We start from the raw sequence: 24,671 nt of genomic DNA, 5'->3' as shown, positions 1-24,671 counted from the left end.
AATCAAAAATTTTTACCTTAATGATACGAGATAATCAGTGAACAATAAAGATTCGTGGAGGTGAAAAACAGTTGAGTCACGATTTAAACAGAATTGAATATGTGATTATAAATATCATGCTGAAAAACTTTGCTATAGATCATATGCATTCTATGTCATGTGAAGAAATCTGTGATATAGAAGGACGAAGTAAGATCAGTACCATTTATAAGCACATTAGGAAACTAGAAGGTCTTGGACTTGTAACCAAGGGAGCAAAGATTGAAAGAGCATATGGTTACATATTAACAGATAAGGCAATTGGGATGATGCCTAAATCAGATAATGCGAGGGAGGACTAAACTAAAATGATTAAGAATAAAACAGGTTTTGTAGGAATCGGCGGATATGCAGGAAATCAGTTGCTTCCTTTTTATAAGAAAAACTATCCATGTTTGTTTATTAATTCAGCACATCAGGATTTGGATAGTTTAAAAGAAGTAGATGCATCCGACAAATATCATATTCCTGGTGGAGAAGGGTGTAATAAGAATAGAAAGAAATCGAAAGAACTTTTCCGAAAGGATATTGACAATATTATTAATGCAGTTAAAGAAAAGTTTCCTGGAATAGAATATCTGTTTGTTGCGGCTGCATTAGGTGGTGGAACTGGTGCAGGTGGAGTAGCAGCAATGAAAAAGATTGCAATGGAAGAACTTGATTTGAAAGCGTGTGGTACTATTACAGTTTTACCTGATACGAAAACAGAATCTGTTCAAGCTTTGATTAACAGTTATGAGACTTTAGCAGAGATCGAATCTACATTAGATGAACCTGGAGCCGTATTTATTCTGGATAACAGTAAAAACAATAATAAGATGCGGATTAATGAAATGTTCTTCTGGTACTTGGATGCATTACTAACCAGTGATTGCAATTCAACTCTTGGGAATGTAGATGATGCTGAGATTGGACAGTTGCTTTCAACTCCGGGGGTTTCCATTATCAGTAAGCTTGGAAAGGATAAATCAGATATGCAGAACTTACTGAGTACCTTCCATAATAATATTTACGCACCACTTGAAGAAGATAAGGTGATTAAATATATCGGATTGATTAATTCTGGAATGGGAAAAGGAATCCGTATAGAAGATATTTATGAAGAAGTTGGAACACCTCTTGATACTTATGTTGGATATGAAGCAGATTCAACACTTTGTGTATTATCTGGATTGTCATTGCCATATACAAAGATGGATGAGATTAGAGAGAAAATTGATGCAAGTAAGGATACCATCAAACGAAATATTACCGCACAGAATAACAGTAGGCTTACTAATAATTTAGGATTTTTTGATGAAGTTTCAGAAAAACCAAAGGAAAAGAAGAAAAGTAATAGAGATATGTTGTTTTAATTCAATGACTATTTGTAAGAGTTTGGTGTAGTTCATAAGAGATAAAACATATTTAGAGAATAATTTATACGGAGGACAAAAGACATGATGACAAAAGATTCAGCAACAGTAGAACAGTTTATGGAGTGGGTTGGAGATGCAAAAGTAATGATTGCTATCAATTCATATGAAGTATGTGAAAAAATAATGGGAGTAGAGATTCCTTTTGCAGAAGTTCACTATGACAAAAACAAGAAAGAGATTATTTTCTCATCTAAGGACAAAGCATCACTGATACTCAAAACGGACAGCATTGAGCGTATTGATAAACTCAGCGAGAGAGATACCTGTTATTCCATTCGCATGAAAGTATACAATATCAATTTTAGCGTAATCAGACGTTAATACAGGGAGGATTCAGAGCATGAACTTGATCCATACCTGATACTGATAAAACCATCTGAAATCAGAGGTGATGAAGAGTATGTTTGCAAAGTCCTCAGAATGATTATGAATCAGTCAATTAAACTTGATAAAGAGATTGAGATTCCATCACGTAAATATGTAGTGGAACTTTAAGACACACAGAGAAATATATATCAGTGGATGGAGCTGCATCTGTCCACTGAACATAAAAATTAATCAAAAAACGGAGAGAATGAAAATGATCAGAATTGAAGCAGTTGCACAAAACGGGATTCCAACAAAACATGAACCATTTATCTTAACTGATAAAGAAAACGAATACTATTGGGATAATTTGAAAGAAGAAATCACATCACTTGAGACATATGAAGATTTAGATGAGTGCAAAAAACAACAGCAAATTGTAAATCTTTTTTGGAATGCAACAGTTTGCTATATCCAGGCGAAGACATTCGGTGCATTTAGTCAAGGGAAGATTGCTTTTGTTGCATATGATACATATGGAGATTTTCCTATATGGGTGATTGCAGCAGATAACACATCATATTCTGGAAATTTGTATTATAGATGCTTCGATGCAACAGACATGAAGCATAGAGATAAATTTGCATGGGCATTAAGAAAAAAGGAGAACTAAACTTATGTCAGAAAAGATTATGAGTGGAATTATGAAAGCGGTAAATAAAAATCTTGAGCGTGACATTGCTAAAAAGCTTAATAGCTTATGTAGCAAATATTACAACAGCAATAAAAAGCTTCAGGAAATGATTTCTAAAGAGAATTTTGCCGATGTTATCAAGAGAGCAAATGTTGATTTCACAAATGGAAATCTGAATGTTTCCGTAGATCCCAAAGATGATGATATCGTTGCAGAAGAGAATAAAAAGAAATTCGATGAATTCTGTAATGAGTTTTTCAATCAGGCGGTATCTGAATATTTTGCAATTCATTAATCGGAAATTGAAACAGAGAACTAACTAATATACAGTACATTGCATCGGTATATCTGGTGCAATGTACCACTCAAAGATACAGGAGCAAAAAACATGAAGAAGAATACAACACCTAAAAAATTATTGGATGCCATTAATAATAAGAAGTTATCCGTTATCGGTGGCAAGATTTATTCAGTTGATATGGTAAGAAACTACCCACCAGATCAATTTGTAGAAGAATTAGAGTTCCTTTGTGAGTCAGGATGCTTTTCAGAGATGATTGATATTAAATATGAAGTTGCTGTGGGTCATGTATTGTTAGACATTGGACGGATGTGTGCAAAGGATATTTATGCATTAATGCAACTTGACATTGCTGATGGTGTTACATCACAGGAGATTAAGGAGCTGCTGTTATATACGGATTACTGAACTAATAGGTAACACGGGTTCGATTCCCGTACTGATTATATGTATAGAGAAAGGAAAAATTGAAAATGTCAGAAGAGAAGAGAGTATTAACAGGAACAGTTAAATGGTTTGATGGAGAAAAAGGTTACGGATTTATTACAGTGGATGATACAGATTATTTTATGCACTATTCCAGTATCAACTTACCAAAAGGAAGGAAGTATCTTGATAAGAACGATACAGTTGAGTTTGAACCAGGAAAGAATGACAAAGGATTACTTGCAACAAATGTAACACCTGTACTCACATTAGATATGATCCGAAAAGCTTTGAAAAAAGAAGGACTGTATGTAAATAAATTTCAAAATGCTTACGGTGTTGAGGTCTATCATGTGGTGAATGAGAATAATGTGATTCAGTCATCAGAGCAGGGAATGTATTTTAACGAGCTTGCTAAATATGCTGAGTTAGTTTCATAGGGACTAAATAACAGAGAACTATAAATCAAAAGGTCAGTTTGTGAACTGGTAAAGAACATTGCAGGGTTATTTCCTTAGTTCAACCGATGAAAAAATAAAGAAAGGATGAAAGAAGAATGTATACAGGAGCAAAAACACCAATGTACATAGTGAGATCACTTAATATGACTAATTGGCTTTGCAATAACGGATTCAAGATTCTTAAAGTGGAAGATTCCGAAAAGGATGCAAAATATAAAGTATTTCTGTTCGAAGATACACCTGAGCTGCACCATATGATGATGCAATTCCCGAAGGGAGTGTGACTCATATGGCAAATGGCAACAAAAAAGAAAAATATTTTTCAGATATTATCGGAACATCATATAAAGACTGGAAAAATACGCAGGTTATTTTTGATGGTGGTACAGGTACGGGAAAAACATATTTTATAGTAAATATTCTTGGGAAATATGCAAGAGAAACAGGTAAAAAAATCATATATTTATGTAACAGATCTAAATTGAAAAAGCAAACATATGAAAATGTAGAGGCTTTAAATTTGCAAGATGTAATATATGTGACTACATATCAGGCGTTGCAGAGCAAAATAAAGTGCAAAAAAGAGATAGGATATTTTGATTATATTATTTCTGATGAATGTCATTATTTCACAAATGATGCACTTTTTAATGAATATACAGATCTGGCATATGATTTTATATGGAGGCAAAAGGAAAGCGTTATAATTTACATCAGTGCTACTGCAAAAGTATTTTTTTACTGGTTGAAGAAAGAAAAGAGTGATATTCCCTGTTTTGAGATACCGAAGTCATATGATTATGTAGACAATGTATATTTTTATGACAAAAAATTACTGATTCCGAAGGTGGATTCCATATTAGAAAATGAGCCTGATAGCAAGATTATTATATTTTGTAATTCAATATCCAGAATGTCGGAACTCTATGAAAAATATGGAACTAAAGCCAACTACATTGCATCTAAAAATGCAAGGAAAGTACAAGAGATATGTGATGATAATTGCATTTATGAACATGATGATGGAAGTGTAACATTTGATAAAAGAATACTCATTACTACAAAAGTTTTGGACAATGGAGTTGATATCAAGGATAAGAAAGTAAAACATATTTTCTCTGAGATATTAGATGTAGATTCTGCAATTCAGGCACTTGGAAGAAAGCGAAAAATATCAGATGATGACCATTGCACGTTTTATATTAAAAATTATACAGGACAAGCATTACAGGGATTGATTAATACAAATGAATGTCAAACAGAACCAGTAATGTTATATAAAACAAATTATGAAGTGTTTTGGGAAAAATATGGATATAACCGTAAAATGCTTCGTACCAATAAGATATTTTATACGCAGTTTGACCCAGAAAAAGAGAAAAATAAATTACGATATAACAGAATGCGATTAAAAAAATATCTGATGGATACTGATACGTTAAGAGATATGAAAGAATCCAGTTATAAAAATATTATGATGTGTTTGCTTGGAGAAGAATTGGCATCAAAATCATTGGACTTAGATATGCAGTTTAAAGAAACAGATGAATTTTTGGAGTATTTAAAATCAATAGAAGGAAAATGGTTATATGCCGATGATCGTAAGAAAATTGTAAAACGATTTGAAGATATAGGTGTCAAACTTAGAAGAGCAGGAATAAATACTTTAAATGGTGCTCTTGAAGACCAATATGAAAAACAATATAAATGTAGATTCCGTAACAAACAGTTGGATTCAAATGGAAAACTCACTAGAAAAAATCTAGTGGACAAAAGAAAGAAACTAGATGATGGAAGTGAAAATATAAATAGAGATAAGACATATTGGATTTTGGAATAGTCATTAAAATATTCCGGGGGTAAAATTGGCATTCCACTATATATATAGTGAAGTGACAATCTTCCCCCCAAAACATAAATAATCTGCTTAAAAGAGATAATCCAGAATGTGTCATATTTTTTATGTTTCGTAGCGTAGCGGAGAAATGTAAAAAATTGCACATTGTGATGCTACTAATTCTCTGTTCACAAGCTTGCTTGTGGGCAGAAATTAGGAGTCTACTGTCAGAGACATAAGATGCAAACAGAAAGGCGAACACATATGTATAGAAAAACGATACAGCATGAGAAAGAGAATTTATCCAATGGACTAATCAGTGAAGAATTAATATATGCCTGTCTGATGACTTGTGAAAAGGTTATCAGCAAAAATGCATATTTAGAGAAGAAATGGGGCAAATGGTATGAGGGTCTTACTGGATCAGCAGATGCTAGTAACTATAGAGTAGATCGACTTACATGGATGGATTATAGAAAAAAATTACAATCCCTGCTGCTGGATAAATATTCTATGAAAGAAATCATACAGAATACAAAGTCTACAAAAGTATATACAGACACCGCACCAAAGACAATGGTAAAGACAGTTATTAACTTGATAGATACAGGTAAATATGAAGTGCTTCTTTGATGATATAGTTTCCAACAGGTAGACGGCAAGTTGTTGAGCAACTTACCGAATTATTTTCCTTGCTGACGCAAGAAAAATATCATAGAGAGAAAAGCAGTTGAATAAAGGAAGATTAATTATGTCACTTAAAAGAGAATTTATAGATATGCTACATTTGATTATTGATCCGTTATTAGAAGATGAAGAGAGCGGTTATTATGATATTGAAGAAGATTCTTATAGAAAAATCTGTATGAAATATTATGGTGAAGATGTTACCCTTGTGAACTTCTACGAATGTGATAGTGATTGTTCAAAGTGTTCAGAATGCAAGCATATGAAAGTAGACGTTTCTTTTTTTGACGGAGAATGGACTAGAAATTATTTGTTCGGTAACAAACCAGATGTAAAAGGAATTATTCCAATCAAAAATAGAAAGCAGTTAATGAATGAGATGTTCCATCTAAAGAAAGACCTAGAATATTATAAAGATTTCTGTGCTGAGTTTGGCAAGAGATATGATGATTATTTACAGTATGCAAGAGAGTTTGCAAAGCAGTTAAAAGAGGATTTTGTTTATGTAATGGATGGAGAATCTTATTCAACATTGGCTATTGATCCAGAACGTCTTCCGATAGTATTTCATACAGATTATCGTAAAGATACAGACTTAAAAAGCAAGACATTCGTAGCTGGAAATATGACTGCTGTTGGTATGCAAAGCCTTATAAATATTTATTGCTGTATGGACGCAGAAAAAGAAATTAAACAACGCTTACGGCATGAATTGATACATTATTGCCTCTATATTAATAAGACAAAACACGACGATGATGATGCATTATTCCATGCTTTATGTCAGATATATGATGCAAACGCATATGAAAAAATGCCAGATGAAGAACAGATATTATATGATAAATTTAATGCTGCATTTGATAATTTGAATGCGTTGAAAGAGAAACAAAAGTTAGAGGAAGATTCTACGGCATATAGAAATGCAAAGCTTATACTATTGTTTGCAATAGGTTTTAATCCTCATAGTGTGGTGGAGAAAGATTTTTTGAGTACTTGTACTGAGACATTAAATAAAATGAGCAAGGAAAGAGATAATGTAGCATAAGAGGATGTAAAATTTACGATGAAATCGGTATTTCTTTGAAGAATGAAAGGGGAGTATATAAATATGAATACAAAAGAAGATTGCACATTTAAAATCCGTAGTGTGCAAGCAAACAGAATTTATCAGGTGAATAATGGATATAAATATGATAAGAATAGCAAGAAAGAAATTCAAGAGAAAGATATACAGGATTGCAGATTAACATGGAGAAATGCTGTCATAAACGATAGCATATTTTCAAGATATATGCTTAAACATGGGGTTAGAGTTTCTAAAAAAGAAAGTGTTGATTTTATTTCAATGAAGTTTGAATACTCTGTTCCACAATACAATGAAAAAGAATTATGCTGTGATGAAAACGAAAAACCAGACGATGTACAAAATGGAGTATCCACAAAAAATCTTAGAGAAGATTACTATACCAATGGTGTTAATATTACATGGCATAAATATGATAAAACAACAGGGATGCCAATTCCAGAAGCAGATAAAAATATCTGTTATAAAATGCTTATGCGGAGTCCTGGCAAAGCTAAAAAAGGTGAGTGCATTTTTATAAAAGATAAGTTACTGGATACAGCAAGAAATTATTTGACAATGGGATTATATGAAAAAATGCCAGATAAAAATGCTAAAATTGTAGAGCTATCTGCATACAGTACACTGATCACGGCAACAGCATTGGATTATATTCATATTCCATTGAAAAATATGCTGATTGTAAAGGACTTAAAAGCAGCAGTCAATATTCCTGCATTACTTGTGAAGACGGATAATGATAAACAATGTCTTGTGGAAGCGCAAGATGATTACAAAGTAACAAATACCTTATGGGATGGAATGGGACTAATTGATGATTCTATCTTCCCAGAGGGCATGGAAGGCTTTATCTATTGCAGAAGTCACTTCTTTAAATCGTGCCTGTTTCGGGGCAATATCCAACAGTATTTTAAAGATTATTACAAAACTGAATACGAGACAGCAACAGTTACGGATATGTTTGGAAATGTCATGAAAGTATCTGATGTAAAGGTGATCGTAACGGATAACTCTATCAAATGGCTGAAATTTAAGGAACTGATGGGAAATACAGATGCCGAAGCTTATAAGTATTACAAACGCTTTATGAAAAAAGATGGAGAGCAATTTACGATTGTAAAGACAGCACATAAGAGCAAGTATGGTGATCTCCAACGTAGTTCATATCAAATGAATAATAGCTTGCCAACAGTAGACAGAACAGTGTTAGAGAGCATAGCTAAAACAAGTATTGATTATTACAATAGTATGATTATAGATGATGATGCTTTTATTGAGTATCTAAAAATTGGTGCGTCAAAAAAATACTGCATTAATAATATGCTGATTGATCTGGATAAAATCAATTCCCACTTTAGGTATACACCATTTTTTAAAAAGAAAAAGAGTGATATGCTGTCACAATTCAAGAACAAACGATTAAAACTAGGAAAGCTCTTGCAGTATGGTGACAATCTAACAATATGCGGTAATCCTGTCGCACTTTTAAAATATATTACAGGTGAATTAAAGACAAATGATGGATATGTAGAGGATGACTGTTTCAGTTGCTTTACTCAAATGGATGAAGGGATTGAATGTTATACCACAAGATTTAATGATGGTGAATGTCTGGCAGGTTTCCGAAGCCCACACAACAGCCCTAATAATATTGTTCATCTGATTAATAAGTATCCTGATATATTACAAAAATATTTTTCTAAATTGAGTGACAATGTAATTGTGATTAATGGAATATATACAGATGTACAAGATCGTCTCAACGGGCAGGATCTGGACACAGACAGCGTTTTTGTTACCAATCAGAAAGATATTGTTGATTTGGCGAGAAAATCATATAGTGAATATGCAACGATTATCAATGAAATTCCGCTACTGGGAGCCAGTAAATATGGCAAAGATATGAAGTCATATTATGATATGGATTATAAAATTGCTCTGTCCCAGAATGATGTAGGGTATGCAAGCAACTTGGCTCAGTTGGCATTAAGCTATTATTATGACGATGGCTTTAAAGATAATAGATTATTGAATATATTTGTTATTTGTTCTGTTTTGGCACAAGTGGCAATTGATTCTGCAAAACGCATTTTTGACGTAGAAGTCACATCAGAGTTAAGAAGATTAAGTATAATATGTAAGGAAATTATTAAGAGTAAATGGACAGAGGACAAGCAAGGTGTTTATTATCCTCGATTCTATGCGGAAATCATGAAAATGAAAGATTCTAAAAAGAATATTCCAGATAAACAGATTGGAGAGTTTGTTTGCCCTATGGATATTATATATAAACTCATTGAAGAGAAAGTAATTGATACACGAAAACAAAAGAAGTATCAGACAGTGACAGATGGGATTTCTTATGTTTTCCGATATGACAAAAATGAATTTGCAGGATTTAAGCGAGACAGTAAGCAATATTACAAAATAACATCAATTGTTGAAGAATATTATAGACGTGTGAAACGGATTAGTACGAATGAAAAAGATTATTCTGAGCAGGTGTCATTTGAATTTGAAGGATGTATGGCAAAATTAAAGAAACTGAAAATTAATAAAGCTACAATGGGATCATTAATCCAATACGCATTTAGTCAGCATTGTAATATTAGAACTAAGTTATTAGTTTCTTTGTATGAATATAACAAAAAAATATTCCTGGAATGCTTTATAAATGACCAAAATATACAAAAAACTCCACCTAAAATTGCGTAAACCCTTGATTTTACGGGCTTCTGAATATCTCTCTATGAGGGAGAAAGAAAAGACCGTAAGCTCAGTACTTCTTCCCACACGGTTACACTTGCTCCCAACGAGTGTAACCGTATCGCTGATATTATCGACATTATGCCGTTTCAATATAACCCTCATCTGTATACGATCGAAATATACACCAGAAGTTTAACTTCTGGTGTATATTTTTACAAAATTTTTTAATTAAAAAATATGTTAGAAAAAATAATTGAGCAAAGGAGCATATATGGCACAAGATGAATTAAGAAAGCTTTACAATGAAAGATTGATAAGAGAAAAGCAATCTTATATAAGCAATGTGACGCATATCAGTTCAAGCTGCTTATCACAGTTTAGACATGGAAGATTAGAATTATATCCGAAGCAGTATGAACGGCTGAAAGAATATCTTTCAAAATAAATCATTGAAAAGGAGAACAATTAATTATGAAAACTAAAAAAATGGTATTAACTAACATTGAGGCGAACAATATTATTTGCAATTTTGCGAAATATAATCAGCAGGAAAATGTAATGACCATGATTAATAGAATTACGGAAAAGAGCACTCTTCAAACAAAATGGAATATTTTAAAGAATTTACAAAAAGTAAATAAAATTAAAATAGCTTACAATTGGGAAATCTCAAAAATTCAGTCCGAATATGAGGATAATGAACATTCTACAGAGTCAATTATGAAAGATGAAAAAGGTAATCCCGTAAAGGATGAATATGGGGACGAAGTTAAAATCAGAACGGTTAAACCTGAATACCTTTCTGAGTTTCAGAAAAGACATTATAATCTTATGCTACAAGAAAACGAGATCAATTTCAAGCTTATCACTATTGATGATATTGAAGATGCAAACCCATCTTTTGCAGACCTTGAAATGCTATCATTTATGATTGATGATGAGGACGAATAATATCGTCCTCTTTTTTTGAAAGGAGGTGCGATTTATTTGGCTCAATTAAATAATTTGATCGTGACAGGTAGTTCACGATTTTTGAATAAGGTTTATTTTAGCAACGATGGTACATTTAATGGAAACATAAACATAGATAACGGTGGATTACAAATATATGGCAAAACCGCATTAATGGGATATGATTCTTGGCTTCGTATTAATGAACCAAAACATTTTACATCAGGTATTTATTGTGGCAATGGAACATTGAGAACTGATGGAGAGTTTCAAGTTGGAGATAATGGAAATTGCTTTAAAGCGAACAGTTCGGCTATTACTTGCAATAGATCATTGATAGTAAATGCGGGCGTTGATTTTGGATATGGTGCTACAATTAGAAACGCAGGTTTGGAATTATATTTTTCAACTCCATTTATAGATTTTCATTTTAATAACAGCAATAAGGATTTTACTTCAAGAATTATTGAAAGTAAAGAGAGCGTTCTAAGCATCAATGGCGTAACTTGCTCAAGTTCAAATTTAGCTGCAAACAATGTTAGTGCAACAAACGTCAATGTTTCTTCACGTATTAATGCGGATGCTGCAACAGCAATATTTAATAATGTCTATGTTAAAGATGAACTTCGTAGTACAACATGGGCGATTGATAATATTACAAATCTAGGTTCTACATTCTATGTATCTCCGTGCGTTATCTTCACAAATCCAAGTGTTTATATTAATTCAAAATCTGGCACTACTGTTACTCTTACTATTACTGATAACAATATTATAAGTTCTACTATTGGAGGTCAAACATGGACTTCTGGCAGTAAGATCAAGCTTATGGGACGTATCAATACATCAGTTCTTGGTGTAGTAAATGGTACAATGGTAAGACAATTAAATACTACTACTGCTAAAACAGCATATATCACATTAAATTTTGCAACAACTAATGACTGTGCAGGAATTGAGCAAGGTAAGACTTATTCTGGTTCAGCTATTGGTGATTTAAAAATGATGATGTATGAGGTCAATCTTAATGTTAATGGTATAACTAAGAACAGACCTGTAGGAATCAGAATGTCGTCTTATAATGAAGATAAGAAGTCAAGTATTGATATCTATAATGGAACAGTTGATGACGGAAAACCAGTTGTAAGAATGGGTGTGCTTGATGAACTTCCGGCTGTTAATGGTGAAAAGCCCACGGGATATGGATTTTATGCTGTAGGTAATGCTTTCTTTAGTGGTCGAATTGTAAGTGGTTCTGGTAAGATTGGTAACTGGAATATCGGCACTGATTCTCTTTATGTCCCTAATAAAACTGGTATATCTTCAAATACTGGTAAATTTGCATTTTGGGCAGGTGAAAGTAACAACAAGAATGGTGCAAGTGATACAAACGCTGTATTTAGAGTTGGACATAATGGTGTATTAATTGCTACAAATGCAGCTATTACTGGTATCGTTACTGCAACTTCCGGTGCTATTGGTTCATTCACATTAGATTCTACTTATCTTCAATCATCAGATAAAACTGTAGGATTGAGTGCTACGGCATCTGACTGGGCTTTCTGGGCAGGTGGTGCAAACACAAATAATGCTAAATTTAGAGTTAATCATGCAGGACAATTATGGGCTACAAGTGCAACTATTACTGGTAGTATTACAGCTACGAGTGGTAGGATTGGTAACTGTAGTATTGAAAATGGTCGCCTTGTCCTTGGTGATACCATGAATTATGCAAATCTTAATGCTAATACATATGGTAATTATGGATTCAAATTAGTTGCTGATGGAAATAACAATCCTTGGTTTCAACATTCACCACAGAGAGATATTCAAATAAGTCCTGTTGACTATAATTCATATAAGTGTAATGGTGGTGAATGGTTCAGAATCGAATTTGAATTTGCGTCTACAGTACAAGCAACTGCAACTGATAACTATGGTGCTAATACATACGTAAATATCAATATTGGATTATATGGAATAAAAACAAATGGAGCAAGTTGTTGGTTTATTCCATTTGGAGGACGATCCAATTCTTCAGGAACCGTTCAAAAAGTTTCTACTGCTGTGCAACTAGATTCGGATGTTAGAAGTTTTTCTGTTTGCATACAATGTGCAGGTTCAGGTACATTTTCTGGTACGCTTAAAATCCGTAATGTTTCTGTATATAGAATGATGGGGAATGAGTTAATAGTTGATGGTGCGATTACGGCAGCTAAAATTAAATCTGGTGAAGTTACATCGGATAAAATTGCAGCAAATGCGATTACAGCAGATAAGATCAACGTATCTCAATTATCTGCTATTTCTGCTGATCTTGGTAGTATAACAGGTGGTTCAATTAATATTGGAAATGGAAAGTTTAAAGTTGATTCTAGTGGTAATTTTACTGCCACAAATGGCAGTCTTACTGGAACAGTTAATGCTACTACTATGAGAGCAAAACAATCAATTTCTGTTTATAGTGATACGTTTGATACCTATCAGAAAATTATCGAATGGTCAGGGCAATCTGGTTTAAATATAGGTTTAATAGGTGATGGAAAAACATCTGGGGTATCAGGCGCAAGCATTATTTTATATGGTAAAACAATTTATTGCTATGATGATTTATCAGTCCTTCTAAATTTGAACGTAGGTAAAAATTTAGTTGCCGAAACAATATCAGCTACTTCTACAATATCAGCTAATTCAATTGATGCTACTGCTATATATACAAATAATAAAAATACCTCTATGGGAGTAAATTTATATACAAGTGGAACATTGACTGTTAAAAGTGGAACAACGTTAAAAAGTACGTTACATGTTGATGGAGAATCAGGATTTTATGGAAAAGTAACAGCTCGAAGTTCCTTTGCGTTTCTTGATTATAATGCAGAAGAAGATGCTAATGCAACTGCCGTATTTAGACGACCTATAGCATCGGCGGGTTCTAATAAAACCAAAGTTGCTTTTTTACAATCTCAAACAGGAAATAAAATCAGTATTCGTGCACAATATGGATCTACATCATGGGGCACAGCAACATTTACTGGCTCAAGTTCAGACATACGATTAAAAAGAGATATAAAAGATTCTTCCGTTAATGCTTTATCGAAAATTATGCAAATGCAAATTAGAGAATTTAACTGGAAACAAACAGGAGTGCATCAAGAATTAGGATGCGTTGCGGATGAATTAGAGTTAATTGATCCTCTTCTTACTACTGGTGGCGGATATGATAAAGATGGTACTATGAATGTGAAGTGCATTAACACTTTATTGTTGACAGAATATAATTCTAAAGCAATTCAAGAACTTGGAAAAGAGAATGAAAGGTTAAATGAAGAAATTATAGGATTAAGACAGCAGCTTTCTAAAACAAGAGGGATTGTTGAGTCTATTTTGAAAAGGAGTGCGTAAAAATGCACTCCTTTCTAACCTTATAGTAAAAATTTATGAGATAGTATGAATTGAAATATTCTAAGGAAAGTAGAGAGAAAAAATTATGGGAGTAATATTTACATCATGGGGCGCACTCAAAGCGGCAATACAAAAAGAATGTGAAGAAGCGTTACAAGAAGCTATGGAAAAATCTTATGAGGACACAAAAAATAATGTGAATGATTTCTATACTGTACCAGAGGGCGATTATCATAGAATAGGTGCATTAAAAGAATCACCAACAATGTTTGTATCTGGTATGTCAGGTGAATTATCGTTAAATACAGGTTACGGGTATTCCCCGGCAGGAAGAGATACAAATACAATCTACAATTATGCAGAATCTGGTGGACTGATTGGTAATGGTGGATTCTGGATGAAGACCGAAGCGGATGTACAGAAAAATATAAATGAATCGTTTGGAAAACGGTTCAAATAGAAGAACACAAGAGACTATCTAATAGGTTGTTTTTTTAAATTAAAAATAATATTACAATATGATAATACAAAGAAAGTGAGGTACAAATGTCAGATTTTGAAATAAATGTTAAGGCTGATCTGGATACATCAGAAGCCGAAGAGAAGCTAAATGCTCTGACCAAAGAGCAAAGAAAAATAAAATTGGATGTGGAAGTCAATCAGGATTCTGCAAAGAAATTACTATCTAATATTGAAAAAGGTCTATCGAGTACTAAGCTCGACACATCTTCAATCGCAAATCAATTAGCAAATTCTTTTAATATCTCAGATTCAAAAACTATCAATAAATTAAAATCCCAAATGAATAATATGGTTTCCAGCTTGGCGAAGACATGGAACGGCAAAGATTTTGATTTTTCCAAAGCAACAGGTTTTTATGCAGGATTGAATGGTCTTGAAAGCACTGTGGCTAAAAGTGCGAAAGTGATTAAGTCCAGTTCGGGTATTTATGATAATTTCTTTAATTATTTCAAGGATAAAAAGATTTATGTATCAGATGAGCTGAAAAATGCTTTAGGTGGTGATACTTATAAGGAATTGCTGCAAAATAATGTAGGTAAAATTGTTCGTGATGCTACAAAAGGAGTCTCTATTGATTCTATCTGGGGAGAAATGAGCAGCTTGTTCCCGGAACATTTTTCTGCGGATATTACAAATCAAGCAGACCAAATTGTTCGTGCTTTTGACTTGATGAAACAGGCAAGAGCCGATATGACACAAAGCTTTTCTGTGAATGAGCTAAAAGGTTCAGAATTTACAGCAATGTCGGATGCTATTGCACAAGAAGTAATATCTGCCGCAACCAAAATGAAAGATGCTCTACAGACCAATATCATGTCTGCGACAGAAGCCAATAAGTCAACAATTCAGCTTGATGTTGAAGTTAATACAGAGAAAATTGCTTCTGATATCCGTTCTGCTATTCAGAATGCAGGAACAGGGAACGGAGAAGCTATTAATGTAGATGTTAAGTTAAACGAAGAAGAAATTGTATCAAAGCTTCGTAGCTCTATTAGTCAGTTAAGCACAGGGGATGAACCTGTAAAAGTAGATTTAAAGATTAATGAGGAATCGTTAAAATCTAATCTGACTGCCGCATTAACAGATGTGGATATTCCTGTTAATTTTAAAGTGGATGCAGAAGAAATAGAATCACAGATACGTTCCGCAATTGAGAATATCAAGGATGTGAATATTGACGTACATGTTAATGCTGATACATTACGGGAATCAGTTGGAAGTGCGCTTGATACTACTACACAGACCGAACAGGAAATCAGTGTCCCCAACATTGACAGATCTGGTTTAACCTATATGCAGGAAGCGTTAAATAATGTAAATGCAGCAGGACAGAGAAGCCAGGGAATCTTTTCTTCATTGGGAAGTAGTTTCAAGGAAGCATTCAGCGCATATAGTTTAGCAAATCTAATGCAGGATGGACTGTATAAAGTTACAGATGCAGGTAAAGAAGCACTTTCAACAGTTAAAGAGTTTAATGATCTTGAAACTGACTTATCTATGGCTACAGGTGAGAGTCGTTCTTATGCAAGGGAACTGATGCAGAGTTATAATGATTTAGGTCAGGAATTAGGTAGTGTGACTTCTGATGTTGCGAAATCTGCGGATAGTTGGTTAAGACAGGGACGTTCCATGTCTGAAACAAACCAACTTATCAAGGACAGTATGGTTCTGTCGAAAGATGCACAGATGAGTTCTGAGGATGCATCTGAGGTATTAACTGCAACTCTGAATGGTTTCCAGATGAGCGCAGATCAGGCGAGCAAAGTTAATGATATTCTTACAAGCATTGACCTTGAGTCTGCTTCTGATGCAGGTGGTATCGGTTCAGCACTGACAAAAGTTGCATCACAGGCGAATAATGCAGGTGTCAGTCTGGAAAAGACGGCTGCCATGATCGCTACAGTTAAAGACGTAACACAAGCAAATGATGAGACAATTGGTAATGCTATGAAGTCAATCCTAGCCAGAATGAATAACATTAAGGCAGGGAAGTTTGTAGATGACAATGGCGAAGCATTAAATGATGTTGAAAAGGTTCTGAATAAAATTGGGATTTCAATGAGAGATAACAATGATCAGTTTCTTGATTCAGAAACAATTCTTGATACTGTTGCTGATAAATGGGAGTCATTTGATAAGAAAACTCAAAAGGCGGTCAGTACAGCTTTGGGCGGCACATATCAGGCAAACTCCATTACCGCTATGTTAGATAACTGGGATAAAGTACAGAAATTGACAGATGTTGCTTATAATTCTGAAGGAACAGCACAGAAGAAATTTGAGGATAATTATTTAACTTCTCTGGAAGCAAAGACAAACGCATTAAAAGCGAGCCTTGAAAATCTAGCCACTACTACAGTGTCAAGTGATTTATACTCTGGATTTCTTGATGGTTCTAAAGCAGTAGCAGACTTTGCAGCAAATACAAATCTATTACAATCAGCACTTGCAGGACTTGGAACTGCTGGTGGTGTATATGCTTTCAAACAACTGATAGACATGTTTAAGGAATTTTCTGATTTTTCAAAGGCACTTGATCTATCAAAAATCTCGGATATGTCAGAAAATTCATTTTCTAACTTAATGAATTTGTCTAAGGGATTATCAGAAGCTCAGACAAAATTATTATTATCCAGTAGCGCATTATCAGAATCTCAAAGAACTGCTATATTAATGTCTCAAGGAATGGGGGAAGCAGAAGCACAGGCGGCTGTTGCTGCAATGGGATTAACCACTGCCAATGAAACTGCTGCTGCCAGTACCTTTACATTATCCGGTGCTATGGAGGGAATGCTTGCAACACTGATGGCAAATCCTCTGATTCTGGTTGCAGCAGGTGTTACCGCAGTAGTTACAGCTTACAGTGCTTATAAAAGATCCATAGAGGAAGCAGTAAGCTCTGCGAAAAGTGCAGGAAATACATGGGAAGAGAACACAACTTCCATACAGGATAATATCAGCAGGATTCAGGAGTTAAGGACAGCCCTTGCATCCGGTACATTAACAGAGCAGGAAGCAGCAGATGCAAAGAGCGAGCTGTTATCCATACAGGAATCTTTATCCGAATCCTACGGAAATCAGGTCAGTGGGCTTGATCTGATAAACGGATCTCTTACGGAGCAGATCGCATTACTGGATCAGGTGAACGAAAAACAGTCCCAAAGCTTCTTGAATGAAAATAAAAAGGGTATTGACAAAGCCCAGAAAGAGATGGAGAAAAACCGTCATACATACTTGGGTCGGTTCTATGATAACGGATCAAAGGAATCGGAAGCAATCAAGAAATCCATAAAGAAGCTTCAGGAAACCTATGGAGAAGATGTATTTAAGCTGGACAGTGCAGACGGAATCACGATGGATATTCAGTTTAATGCGGATGCTTCTACGGCAAAAGACGCTTTGAATGATTTCATGACTGAGGTTTCCGGTATTGAGGATCAGTTTGGTGAAACGGATGTAACCGATCAGCTTGCTAACAATGCAGCATCCGGTCTGACAAAAGCAAAGGATGTTCTCAGTGAATATCAGGATATTTATAAACAGGCACAGGAAGCAGAGTTGCTATCCGATGATAAGCTGTATAAGTCCGGTGATACGGAACAGAAAGCTTCCAAGTGGATCTCAGACTATGCAAAAGCGGTTGAGGATTATAATAATGCGATTGCCGATGGAGATAACAGCAAGATTACAGAAGCATCCCAGAAATTCTCAGAACTGGATAGCACAGTAAACAATCTGGTGGAGAATACAGGGATGGCCGCTTATGTAGATCAGGTAAAAGAAATCCGGGACGAGCTGAATGATACAGCCATTGCCAATGATAAGTTTACCAAGGCCGTAAATGGTACGGACACAAGTAAGTTTGGAAAGTCTGTCTCGGATAATGCAAAAGCACTGAAGGAATGGAATCTTTCAGATACAGACTTTCGATATGCTTTTGAGACAGATGGGATACAGAAGGGTGAGGATCAGATCAATACTCTGGTACAGGCTGCCTTAGATGCAGGTGTTATTAGTGATACTTCTGCCTCCAGTGTGGCGAATCTTGCCAGTATGCTTGCAGAGTTGGGTGTAATCTCTTCCAGTACTGGATCTTCTCTGGATGAAGCAGCGGATTCCATTGGGGATATCAGTGAAAGGATTGATAAAGCCAGTGCTGCATTAACCGGAATCCAGAAAGCGGAATCTGTTCTGGATGCACAAAGCACAGGAAAATCTATCTCTCTGGATGATTTCAACTCAGACGAGCTTGCAGATTATACTTCCGCTCTGGAATATAATAACGGAGCCTTACAACTGAACGCAGAGAAAGTACGTGAGTTACAGAAAGCCAAGGCAGAGGAACAGATACAGACCAACAACAGCCAGAAAGCAGAAAAACAGAATCAGTACATGCAGAACATTGCACAGATCGAACAGCTTCAGGATCAGTTAAGAGGATTAACCGATGCAAAAGGTGAGGAAGCACAGGCAATACAGTCCAGTATTGATGCTCTTTTATCGGATAATGACGCTATTGTAAATCAGTGCAATCAGCTGGATCTGCTCTCTGCATCTCTCAGGGAAGCAACTGGGGCTTACCAGAACTGGCTTGACAAACAGAACGCTTCGGAATCGGGTGATATGTTTGATGATGCTATGGGAGCTATGGAAAAGATCGACAACGTAACCAAAAACAGTGATTCTGAGGATTACGGAAGGGTCGGAACAAACTCTTATAAGGCAGCCGTGGATTTTATTGTTCCTGATACCGTGGATAGCCAGGACGCAGAAGCCGTTTCTTCTTATATGAGTTCTATTGAACATTACTTTAACCATGACGAGGACGGCAACCGGATCGGTCTTGATGTGCAGGAGTTCTGTGCAAAAGCTACCAAGGCTGGACTGATGGAACTGGATGAAGCTAGTGGCGAATATAAAGTTGCAGGCCAGAAAACCATGGAGGATTTTGCGGAGGGATTGAATCTTTCTATGCCAATGATTCAATCCATGTTTGGTGAGATGGAAGAGTTCGGCGGAGAGTTTGACTGGGCGGACGAAGCTACAAAGACGTTAGGTGATATGGCAGTTGCAGCCGGGGAAGCCAAGGGGCGGATTGAGGAAATGTCTGGTGATACCGACATGAATATCCAGATTGATGTTTCCGACATTGAGAACACGGAGGATAAAGTCAAGACGTTGGACAATACCATATCTCAGATGCAGAATTACAAGACTACTCTGGATGTGGATTCCTCTCAGGTGGATGATGCCAACGCAGTTATCCAGTATTGTGTTACACAGAAACAGATGTTGGAAGCTCCTGCGGTCATGTCTGTAGATACTTCACAGGTGGATGGTGAGCTTGGAAATGCGTTATCTTTATTACAGCAGTTTCAGGAAGCTCAGAACAGTGTAGAGCTACAGGCTTCAGTTGGTGCAGATACCTCGGAAGCACAAGGCAAAGTGGATAGTCTGGTTGGTGAGATTCAGGGATTAAGCCCGGAAATCAAAGCAACACTGGGAATTGATGGATCTTCAGAAGCTTCAATTACAGCTTCGATACAGGGATTATCACCGGAAATCATGGTAAAAGCTGGTGTGGATTCTTCTGCCGTGGATGCCTATGCAGCAGAAGAAAAGCAATCTTCTGGTAAAGTGACATGGGATAATGAAACCGGGGCTGTAGATGCGTTTGCAGCACAGGTACACCGTTCTTCCGGTCTTGTATCATGGGGAAATGAAACTTCCAGAGTAAAGACACATTTCACAGCAACCGGAACCGTGAACTGGACAAACACAACACCACCAACAAAAGGTGCAGGTGGCGCAAATGGAACAGCTCATGCCAGTGGAACAGCTCATGCATCAGGTTCAGCACAGTATAATCACCTTTCAGGCCATGCACAGGCAAGCGGTAACTGGGCTACTAAGACAGGCGGAACTACTCTGGTAGGTGAGTTGGGTCGTGAAATTGTAGTGAATCCTGCAACTGGTACATGGAATACCGTAGGTGATAACGGAGCAGAGTTCGTGAATATCCCGGCAGGAAGTATTGTATTCAATCATCTTCAGACGGAAGCTTTATTAGATCGTGGGTTTATAAACAGCAGAGGTCTGGCACAAGCAAGCGGATCGGCTATGGTCAGAGGTGGAATCCCTGTAAAACAGGCCAGTATTGCATCGAAACATACGACTTACAGTGGTTCAAAATCTTCCAATAAAAAGACAAATACCACCCCAACATCTTCTGGCGGTAGTAGTACCTCTGGCGGAAACTCTGGCGGCGGTGGCGGAGGTGGGAATAATTCTTCAACCACTTCTAAACAAAAGCACGCAGAGCAAGTATTTGACTGGGTAGCAAGAACCCTAACAAAATTCAAAGATACTGTAGAAAACATATCTAATCGTATCAATGATTATGTATCTTCTGCATTTAAGAAAACAATGCTCCATCGTCAAGAGAAAGCTATAGTAGAAGAAATTAATGCAAATAAACATGGTGCACAGTCTTATACCAATAAAGCTAATTCTATTGCATCTGGATATACATATTATTACACACCAGAAGGTTCTGATACTGAACAAAAAATGAATATCGTTATTCCAGATTCTTATAAGAAAGCTGTTCAAGGTGGATACTGGAATATTGAAGATATGGATACTACTACAGACTTTGGAAAAGGTCTTGCAGAAGCAATTCAGAAATATCAGGATTATTATGATAAGGCAAAAGACTGTACACAAGAAGCTCAGAATTTGTATAATGAGCAATTAAAAGTATTTGAACAGTGGGCGAATATGCCAACTGAGGATGCAGGTAAAAAGATTGATACATTAACAAATAAAGTCAACGGGCTTAAAAGTGCCATCTCTTCTTTATCTACAGGTAAATCTGGACTTGCTTCTATTGCTAGACAAATCAAAGTAGATAATCCTAATATAACAAAAGCAGAACAAAAATTAAACAGTGCAAAGAAAACACAAAGCAACGCACAAAAAAAGCTTACCTCTGTGAGAAAAGCACGTGGTAATGCTGTTAAAGTAGCTACACAATCAACCATAAAAGTTGATTCAGCTTCTTCTAATTTAAGATCGGTTTTAAATAAATCAAATGCTTCTTCTGCTAGAAAAACACAAATCCGAAAAGCTATAAATTCAGGACAAACAATTAACACAAAGGGATTAAAAGGTACAACTCTTAAAGCGGCACAGCAATATAATTCAGCGGTTAAGAAGAATGCTAAAGACATGGATAGAGTTAGCAGAACTGAGTATCAGGTAACGAGCGCACAAAGACATTTATCAATTGCAAATAGAAATGTAAAAACTCAGCAGACAAATCTTACTAACGCTAAGAAAAATCTCACTACAACGCAAAGAGCAGTTCTTAGTACACAGAAATCAAAGAAAACTTTTGTTGCACAAAACAAATTATTGGATTATCAGACATCAGCATCAAAACAAGAGAATGCATATCGTCAATCTGCTTTGAAAGCATCTAAAAAGAATATGCGGACTTATAAAAATAATGTTGCTAATCGTAACAAATCTAAAAAAGCATTGTTGGCTACAAAAGGGAAAATCACGACTGCACAGAGAAATGCTATAAAGAAGAATCAAAAGGTTGATACTTCTAATATAAAAAATCCTAAGTTAAAGAAACAACTGGAAGCATATAACAAATATGTAACTGGTTCAAATCCAGATAAAGGACGTATTCTCTCAAATGCTTTAAGTACGGCTCAGAGTAATGCTGACCAGGCTCAAGCTGAATACGCTGCTATGCGTGTTACAAATGAACAAGAGAAATTCAAGAATGTCCAGAACTATTATAGCGGATGGAATGATAGATATTCCAATTATACAGAACAACATCAGAAGAAATATGAAAAATCAGAAGCACATGGAAATTATACAAATAGTAAGAAATATGATACACAAATCAATGACTTACAAAAACAAAGGAAGTATAAACAAAATGAAGTAACTGATTTACAAAAACAACTGAATGCATCTGTAAAAAGTGGAATTATTAAAAAGGGTTCAGAAGAATGGTTGGAAATGACCAATCAAATTCTTGAAGCCCAAAATGCGGTAAGTGATTTTGATACACAGATTGAGCAAGCAAAACAGGATAAAATTACAACTGTTTATGAAGAAATGTTTGATCGTGCAATCGAAAAAGCAAATCGGCTAAAAGATAAGATTAGTTCTATTAATGATCTTATCACAGAAGATATGATGATTGACAAAGACACCGGAAATCTGACAGAAATGGGTGCGTTATCCATTACGATGAACTCTCAACAGTTAGATACAGAACTGAACAATCTTCAAACATATGTGAAGAAGCGTCAGCAAATCATGGATGATTTTGCAAACGGTTCTAGCAAATCAAAATATGGTGAAAAGACATATGATGAATTAATGTCTGAGAATGATTCAGCTATGCAGGAATCTTTGAAGAATGTAAATAATTATAGGCAGTCTATTATCAGTATTGTTACCAATCAGGCTAAAGCTGTACAGGATGCAATGTTCAAAGAAATTGATGCCCGTAAAAAGGCACTCAAGAAAAAGAAAGAGTATTACGATTATGATAAGACTATTAAGAAGAAAACAGATGAGATTGAGCTTATCAAGCAACAGATTCGTGGACTTGAAGGACTGACGGATGCAGAATCTAAGGCGCAGAAAGCACGACTTGAAGCATCACTCAAGGATAAACAGGATGATTTAGATGATACTGTACGTGACCATGTATATGACATTACAGTGAGTGGTCTGGATGATCTTGAAACTCAGTTGAGTGAAGATTTTGAGAAGTGGTCTAATCAGTTAAGTTCAGACCTTGCAAAAATGTCAGATGCTATTAGTGGTGCTATTAATGGTGCTGGTGAAAACTACAGTGACATGATGGCAGGTATTGATTATATCTTGAATAATATTGGCGGTATAACTTCTGGTCAATATTTTACTAACCAGGATAAATCCAATATGAAAAACTCTAATTCCCTTGATACTGGATATAATTCTGGACATCTAAAGGGATACGCAAAGGGAACAAAGCGTGTAGGTTCAAATCGTATTGCAATGACAAATGAAAATGGTCGTGAAATCATCGTCACAAAAGATGGTTGGATTACCCCATTAGAAGCTTCTGATATGGTAATTCCAAATGATATTACAGAAACTTTAATTGATATGGCAGAACGTCAGCAGAATTACGCAATGAATAGTAACTTTAAAATGCCAGAACTTAAAGTTAAGGATGCTTCTGGAAACAGTGTAAACAATGTATACAATAAATTTATTGTACAAGGTGATCTAACACGTGATACTCTTCCAGAGTTGAATAAGATTCTTGATCTTGCAAGTAGTAAGACACAGAATGATATCCGTAAGAATAAGCGGAGATTTGGATGATGAAAGTAGGTGGCTATATGCCACTTACTAAACCTCATCCATTTCATTATAAATATCAAGAATATTTATATACTCAAGACTATTTTATGAAAAATAAATTATTTGCATCATTTATAACGAGAGATATATTGTGTATTACAAATAGAGTTCCTATAACTGGAAAATACCTTTATAGATGTCACGTTTTTCGATGGTATCATGATATTGAATTAAATATAATTCCTTTCAGATCAGAATATAATAATGAAATTGTATCATTATTCCTGGGTGAAGAAATATAATTTGATATTGTATCAATGAAGGTGACATATGCTAATATAAACTTGCCAGATGGCTTGTAAGATAAAATTATATGGAATGTAATAAATTGTGACAGGTTATAACTGAATAGGTTGTAACCTGTTTTCTTATATATGGAAA

At 35.3% G+C, this 24,671-nt stretch carries 18 protein-coding genes; all 18 read left to right on the top strand.

Going from position 1 to position 24,671, the window contains the following annotated elements:
* Positions 1-71 precede the first annotated feature (71 nt).
* The 18 genes from NQ489_RS10650 (at position 72) to NQ489_RS10565 (ending at position 24,532) form a co-directional block, all read left to right on the top strand.
* Positions 72-341, top strand: coding sequence for a winged helix DNA-binding protein (locus tag NQ489_RS10650; RefSeq protein ID WP_044961086.1), 270 nt, complete (start codon positions 72-74; stop codon positions 339-341).
* A gap of 6 nt (positions 342-347) precedes the next feature.
* Positions 348-1,394, top strand: coding sequence for a cell division protein FtsZ (locus NQ489_RS10645; protein WP_021650878.1), 1,047 nt, complete (start codon positions 348-350; stop codon positions 1,392-1,394).
* 84 nt (positions 1,395-1,478) lie between these two features.
* A complete protein-coding gene (locus NQ489_RS10640; RefSeq protein WP_021650877.1) occupies positions 1,479-1,778 on the top strand; it encodes a hypothetical protein in 300 nt (99 codons plus the stop codon).
* Between the two features lie 259 nt (positions 1,779-2,037).
* Complete coding sequence (locus NQ489_RS10635; protein ID WP_044961084.1) at positions 2,038-2,436, top strand: hypothetical protein; 399 nt, start codon at positions 2,038-2,040, stop codon at positions 2,434-2,436.
* A gap of 4 nt (positions 2,437-2,440) precedes the next feature.
* Entirely contained in the window at positions 2,441-2,752 is a 312-nt protein-coding gene (locus tag NQ489_RS10630; RefSeq protein WP_021650875.1) for a hypothetical protein, read from the top strand.
* Between the two features lie 93 nt (positions 2,753-2,845).
* A complete protein-coding gene (locus tag NQ489_RS10625; RefSeq protein ID WP_021650874.1) occupies positions 2,846-3,166 on the top strand; it encodes a hypothetical protein in 321 nt (106 codons plus the stop codon).
* Positions 3,167-3,231: 65 nt separating this feature from the next.
* Positions 3,232-3,624, top strand: a complete 393-nt coding sequence (locus tag NQ489_RS17630; protein ID WP_021650873.1) for a cold-shock protein — start codon at positions 3,232-3,234, stop codon at positions 3,622-3,624.
* 164 nt (positions 3,625-3,788) lie between these two features.
* Positions 3,789-3,929 carry a DUF5659 domain-containing protein gene (locus NQ489_RS10615; protein ID WP_156906906.1) on the top strand — a complete coding sequence of 47 codons (141 nt, stop codon included), beginning with the start codon at positions 3,789-3,791 and terminating at the stop codon, positions 3,927-3,929.
* A 5-nt stretch (positions 3,930-3,934) separates the two neighbouring features.
* Positions 3,935-5,485: a DEAD/DEAH box helicase gene (locus NQ489_RS10610; RefSeq protein ID WP_021650871.1), complete on the top strand. Its 1,551-nt coding sequence runs from the start codon at positions 3,935-3,937 to the stop codon at positions 5,483-5,485.
* Positions 5,486-5,746: 261 nt separating this feature from the next.
* On the top strand, positions 5,747-6,115 hold the full coding sequence (locus tag NQ489_RS10605; RefSeq protein WP_021650870.1) for a hypothetical protein: 369 nt from the start codon (positions 5,747-5,749) through the stop codon (positions 6,113-6,115).
* A gap of 118 nt (positions 6,116-6,233) precedes the next feature.
* Entirely contained in the window at positions 6,234-7,217 is a 984-nt protein-coding gene (locus NQ489_RS10600; protein ID WP_021650869.1) for a hypothetical protein, read from the top strand.
* Positions 7,218-7,280: 63 nt separating this feature from the next.
* The gene (locus NQ489_RS10595; protein ID WP_227945517.1) at positions 7,281-9,971 is read left to right on the top strand and encodes a hypothetical protein; all 2,691 of its coding nucleotides are present in this window, start codon (positions 7,281-7,283) and stop codon (positions 9,969-9,971) included.
* Positions 9,972-10,236: 265 nt separating this feature from the next.
* Positions 10,237-10,410, top strand: coding sequence for a hypothetical protein (locus NQ489_RS10590; RefSeq protein ID WP_021650867.1), 174 nt, complete (start codon positions 10,237-10,239; stop codon positions 10,408-10,410).
* A 26-nt stretch (positions 10,411-10,436) separates the two neighbouring features.
* A complete protein-coding gene (locus NQ489_RS10585; protein ID WP_021650866.1) occupies positions 10,437-10,916 on the top strand; it encodes a hypothetical protein in 480 nt (159 codons plus the stop codon).
* Positions 10,917-10,952: 36 nt separating this feature from the next.
* Positions 10,953-14,321 carry a tail fiber domain-containing protein gene (locus NQ489_RS10580; protein ID WP_044961081.1) on the top strand — a complete coding sequence of 1,123 codons (3,369 nt, stop codon included), beginning with the start codon at positions 10,953-10,955 and terminating at the stop codon, positions 14,319-14,321.
* An 85-nt stretch (positions 14,322-14,406) separates the two neighbouring features.
* Positions 14,407-14,781: a hypothetical protein gene (locus NQ489_RS10575; protein ID WP_021650864.1), complete on the top strand. Its 375-nt coding sequence runs from the start codon at positions 14,407-14,409 to the stop codon at positions 14,779-14,781.
* A gap of 86 nt (positions 14,782-14,867) precedes the next feature.
* A complete protein-coding gene (locus NQ489_RS10570) occupies positions 14,868-24,251 on the top strand; it encodes a phage tail tape measure protein (RefSeq protein WP_021650863.1) in 9,384 nt (3,127 codons plus the stop codon).
* Positions 24,248-24,532 (top strand): hypothetical protein, encoded by a 285-nt coding sequence (locus tag NQ489_RS10565; protein WP_021650862.1) that lies wholly within the window; start codon positions 24,248-24,250, stop codon positions 24,530-24,532. Before NQ489_RS10570 ends, NQ489_RS10565 begins: the two co-directional genes overlap by 4 nt.
* The last annotated feature ends 139 nt before the right edge of the window (positions 24,533-24,671 follow it).

It is taken from the genome of Blautia sp. KLE_1732_HM_1032, from assembly GCF_025147905.1.
Lineage (GTDB): Bacteria > Bacillota > Clostridia > Lachnospirales > Lachnospiraceae > Blautia_A > Blautia_A fusiformis.
The sequence above is the reverse complement of the archived record's forward strand: the minus strand, read 5'-3'. Positions and strand labels throughout refer to the sequence as shown.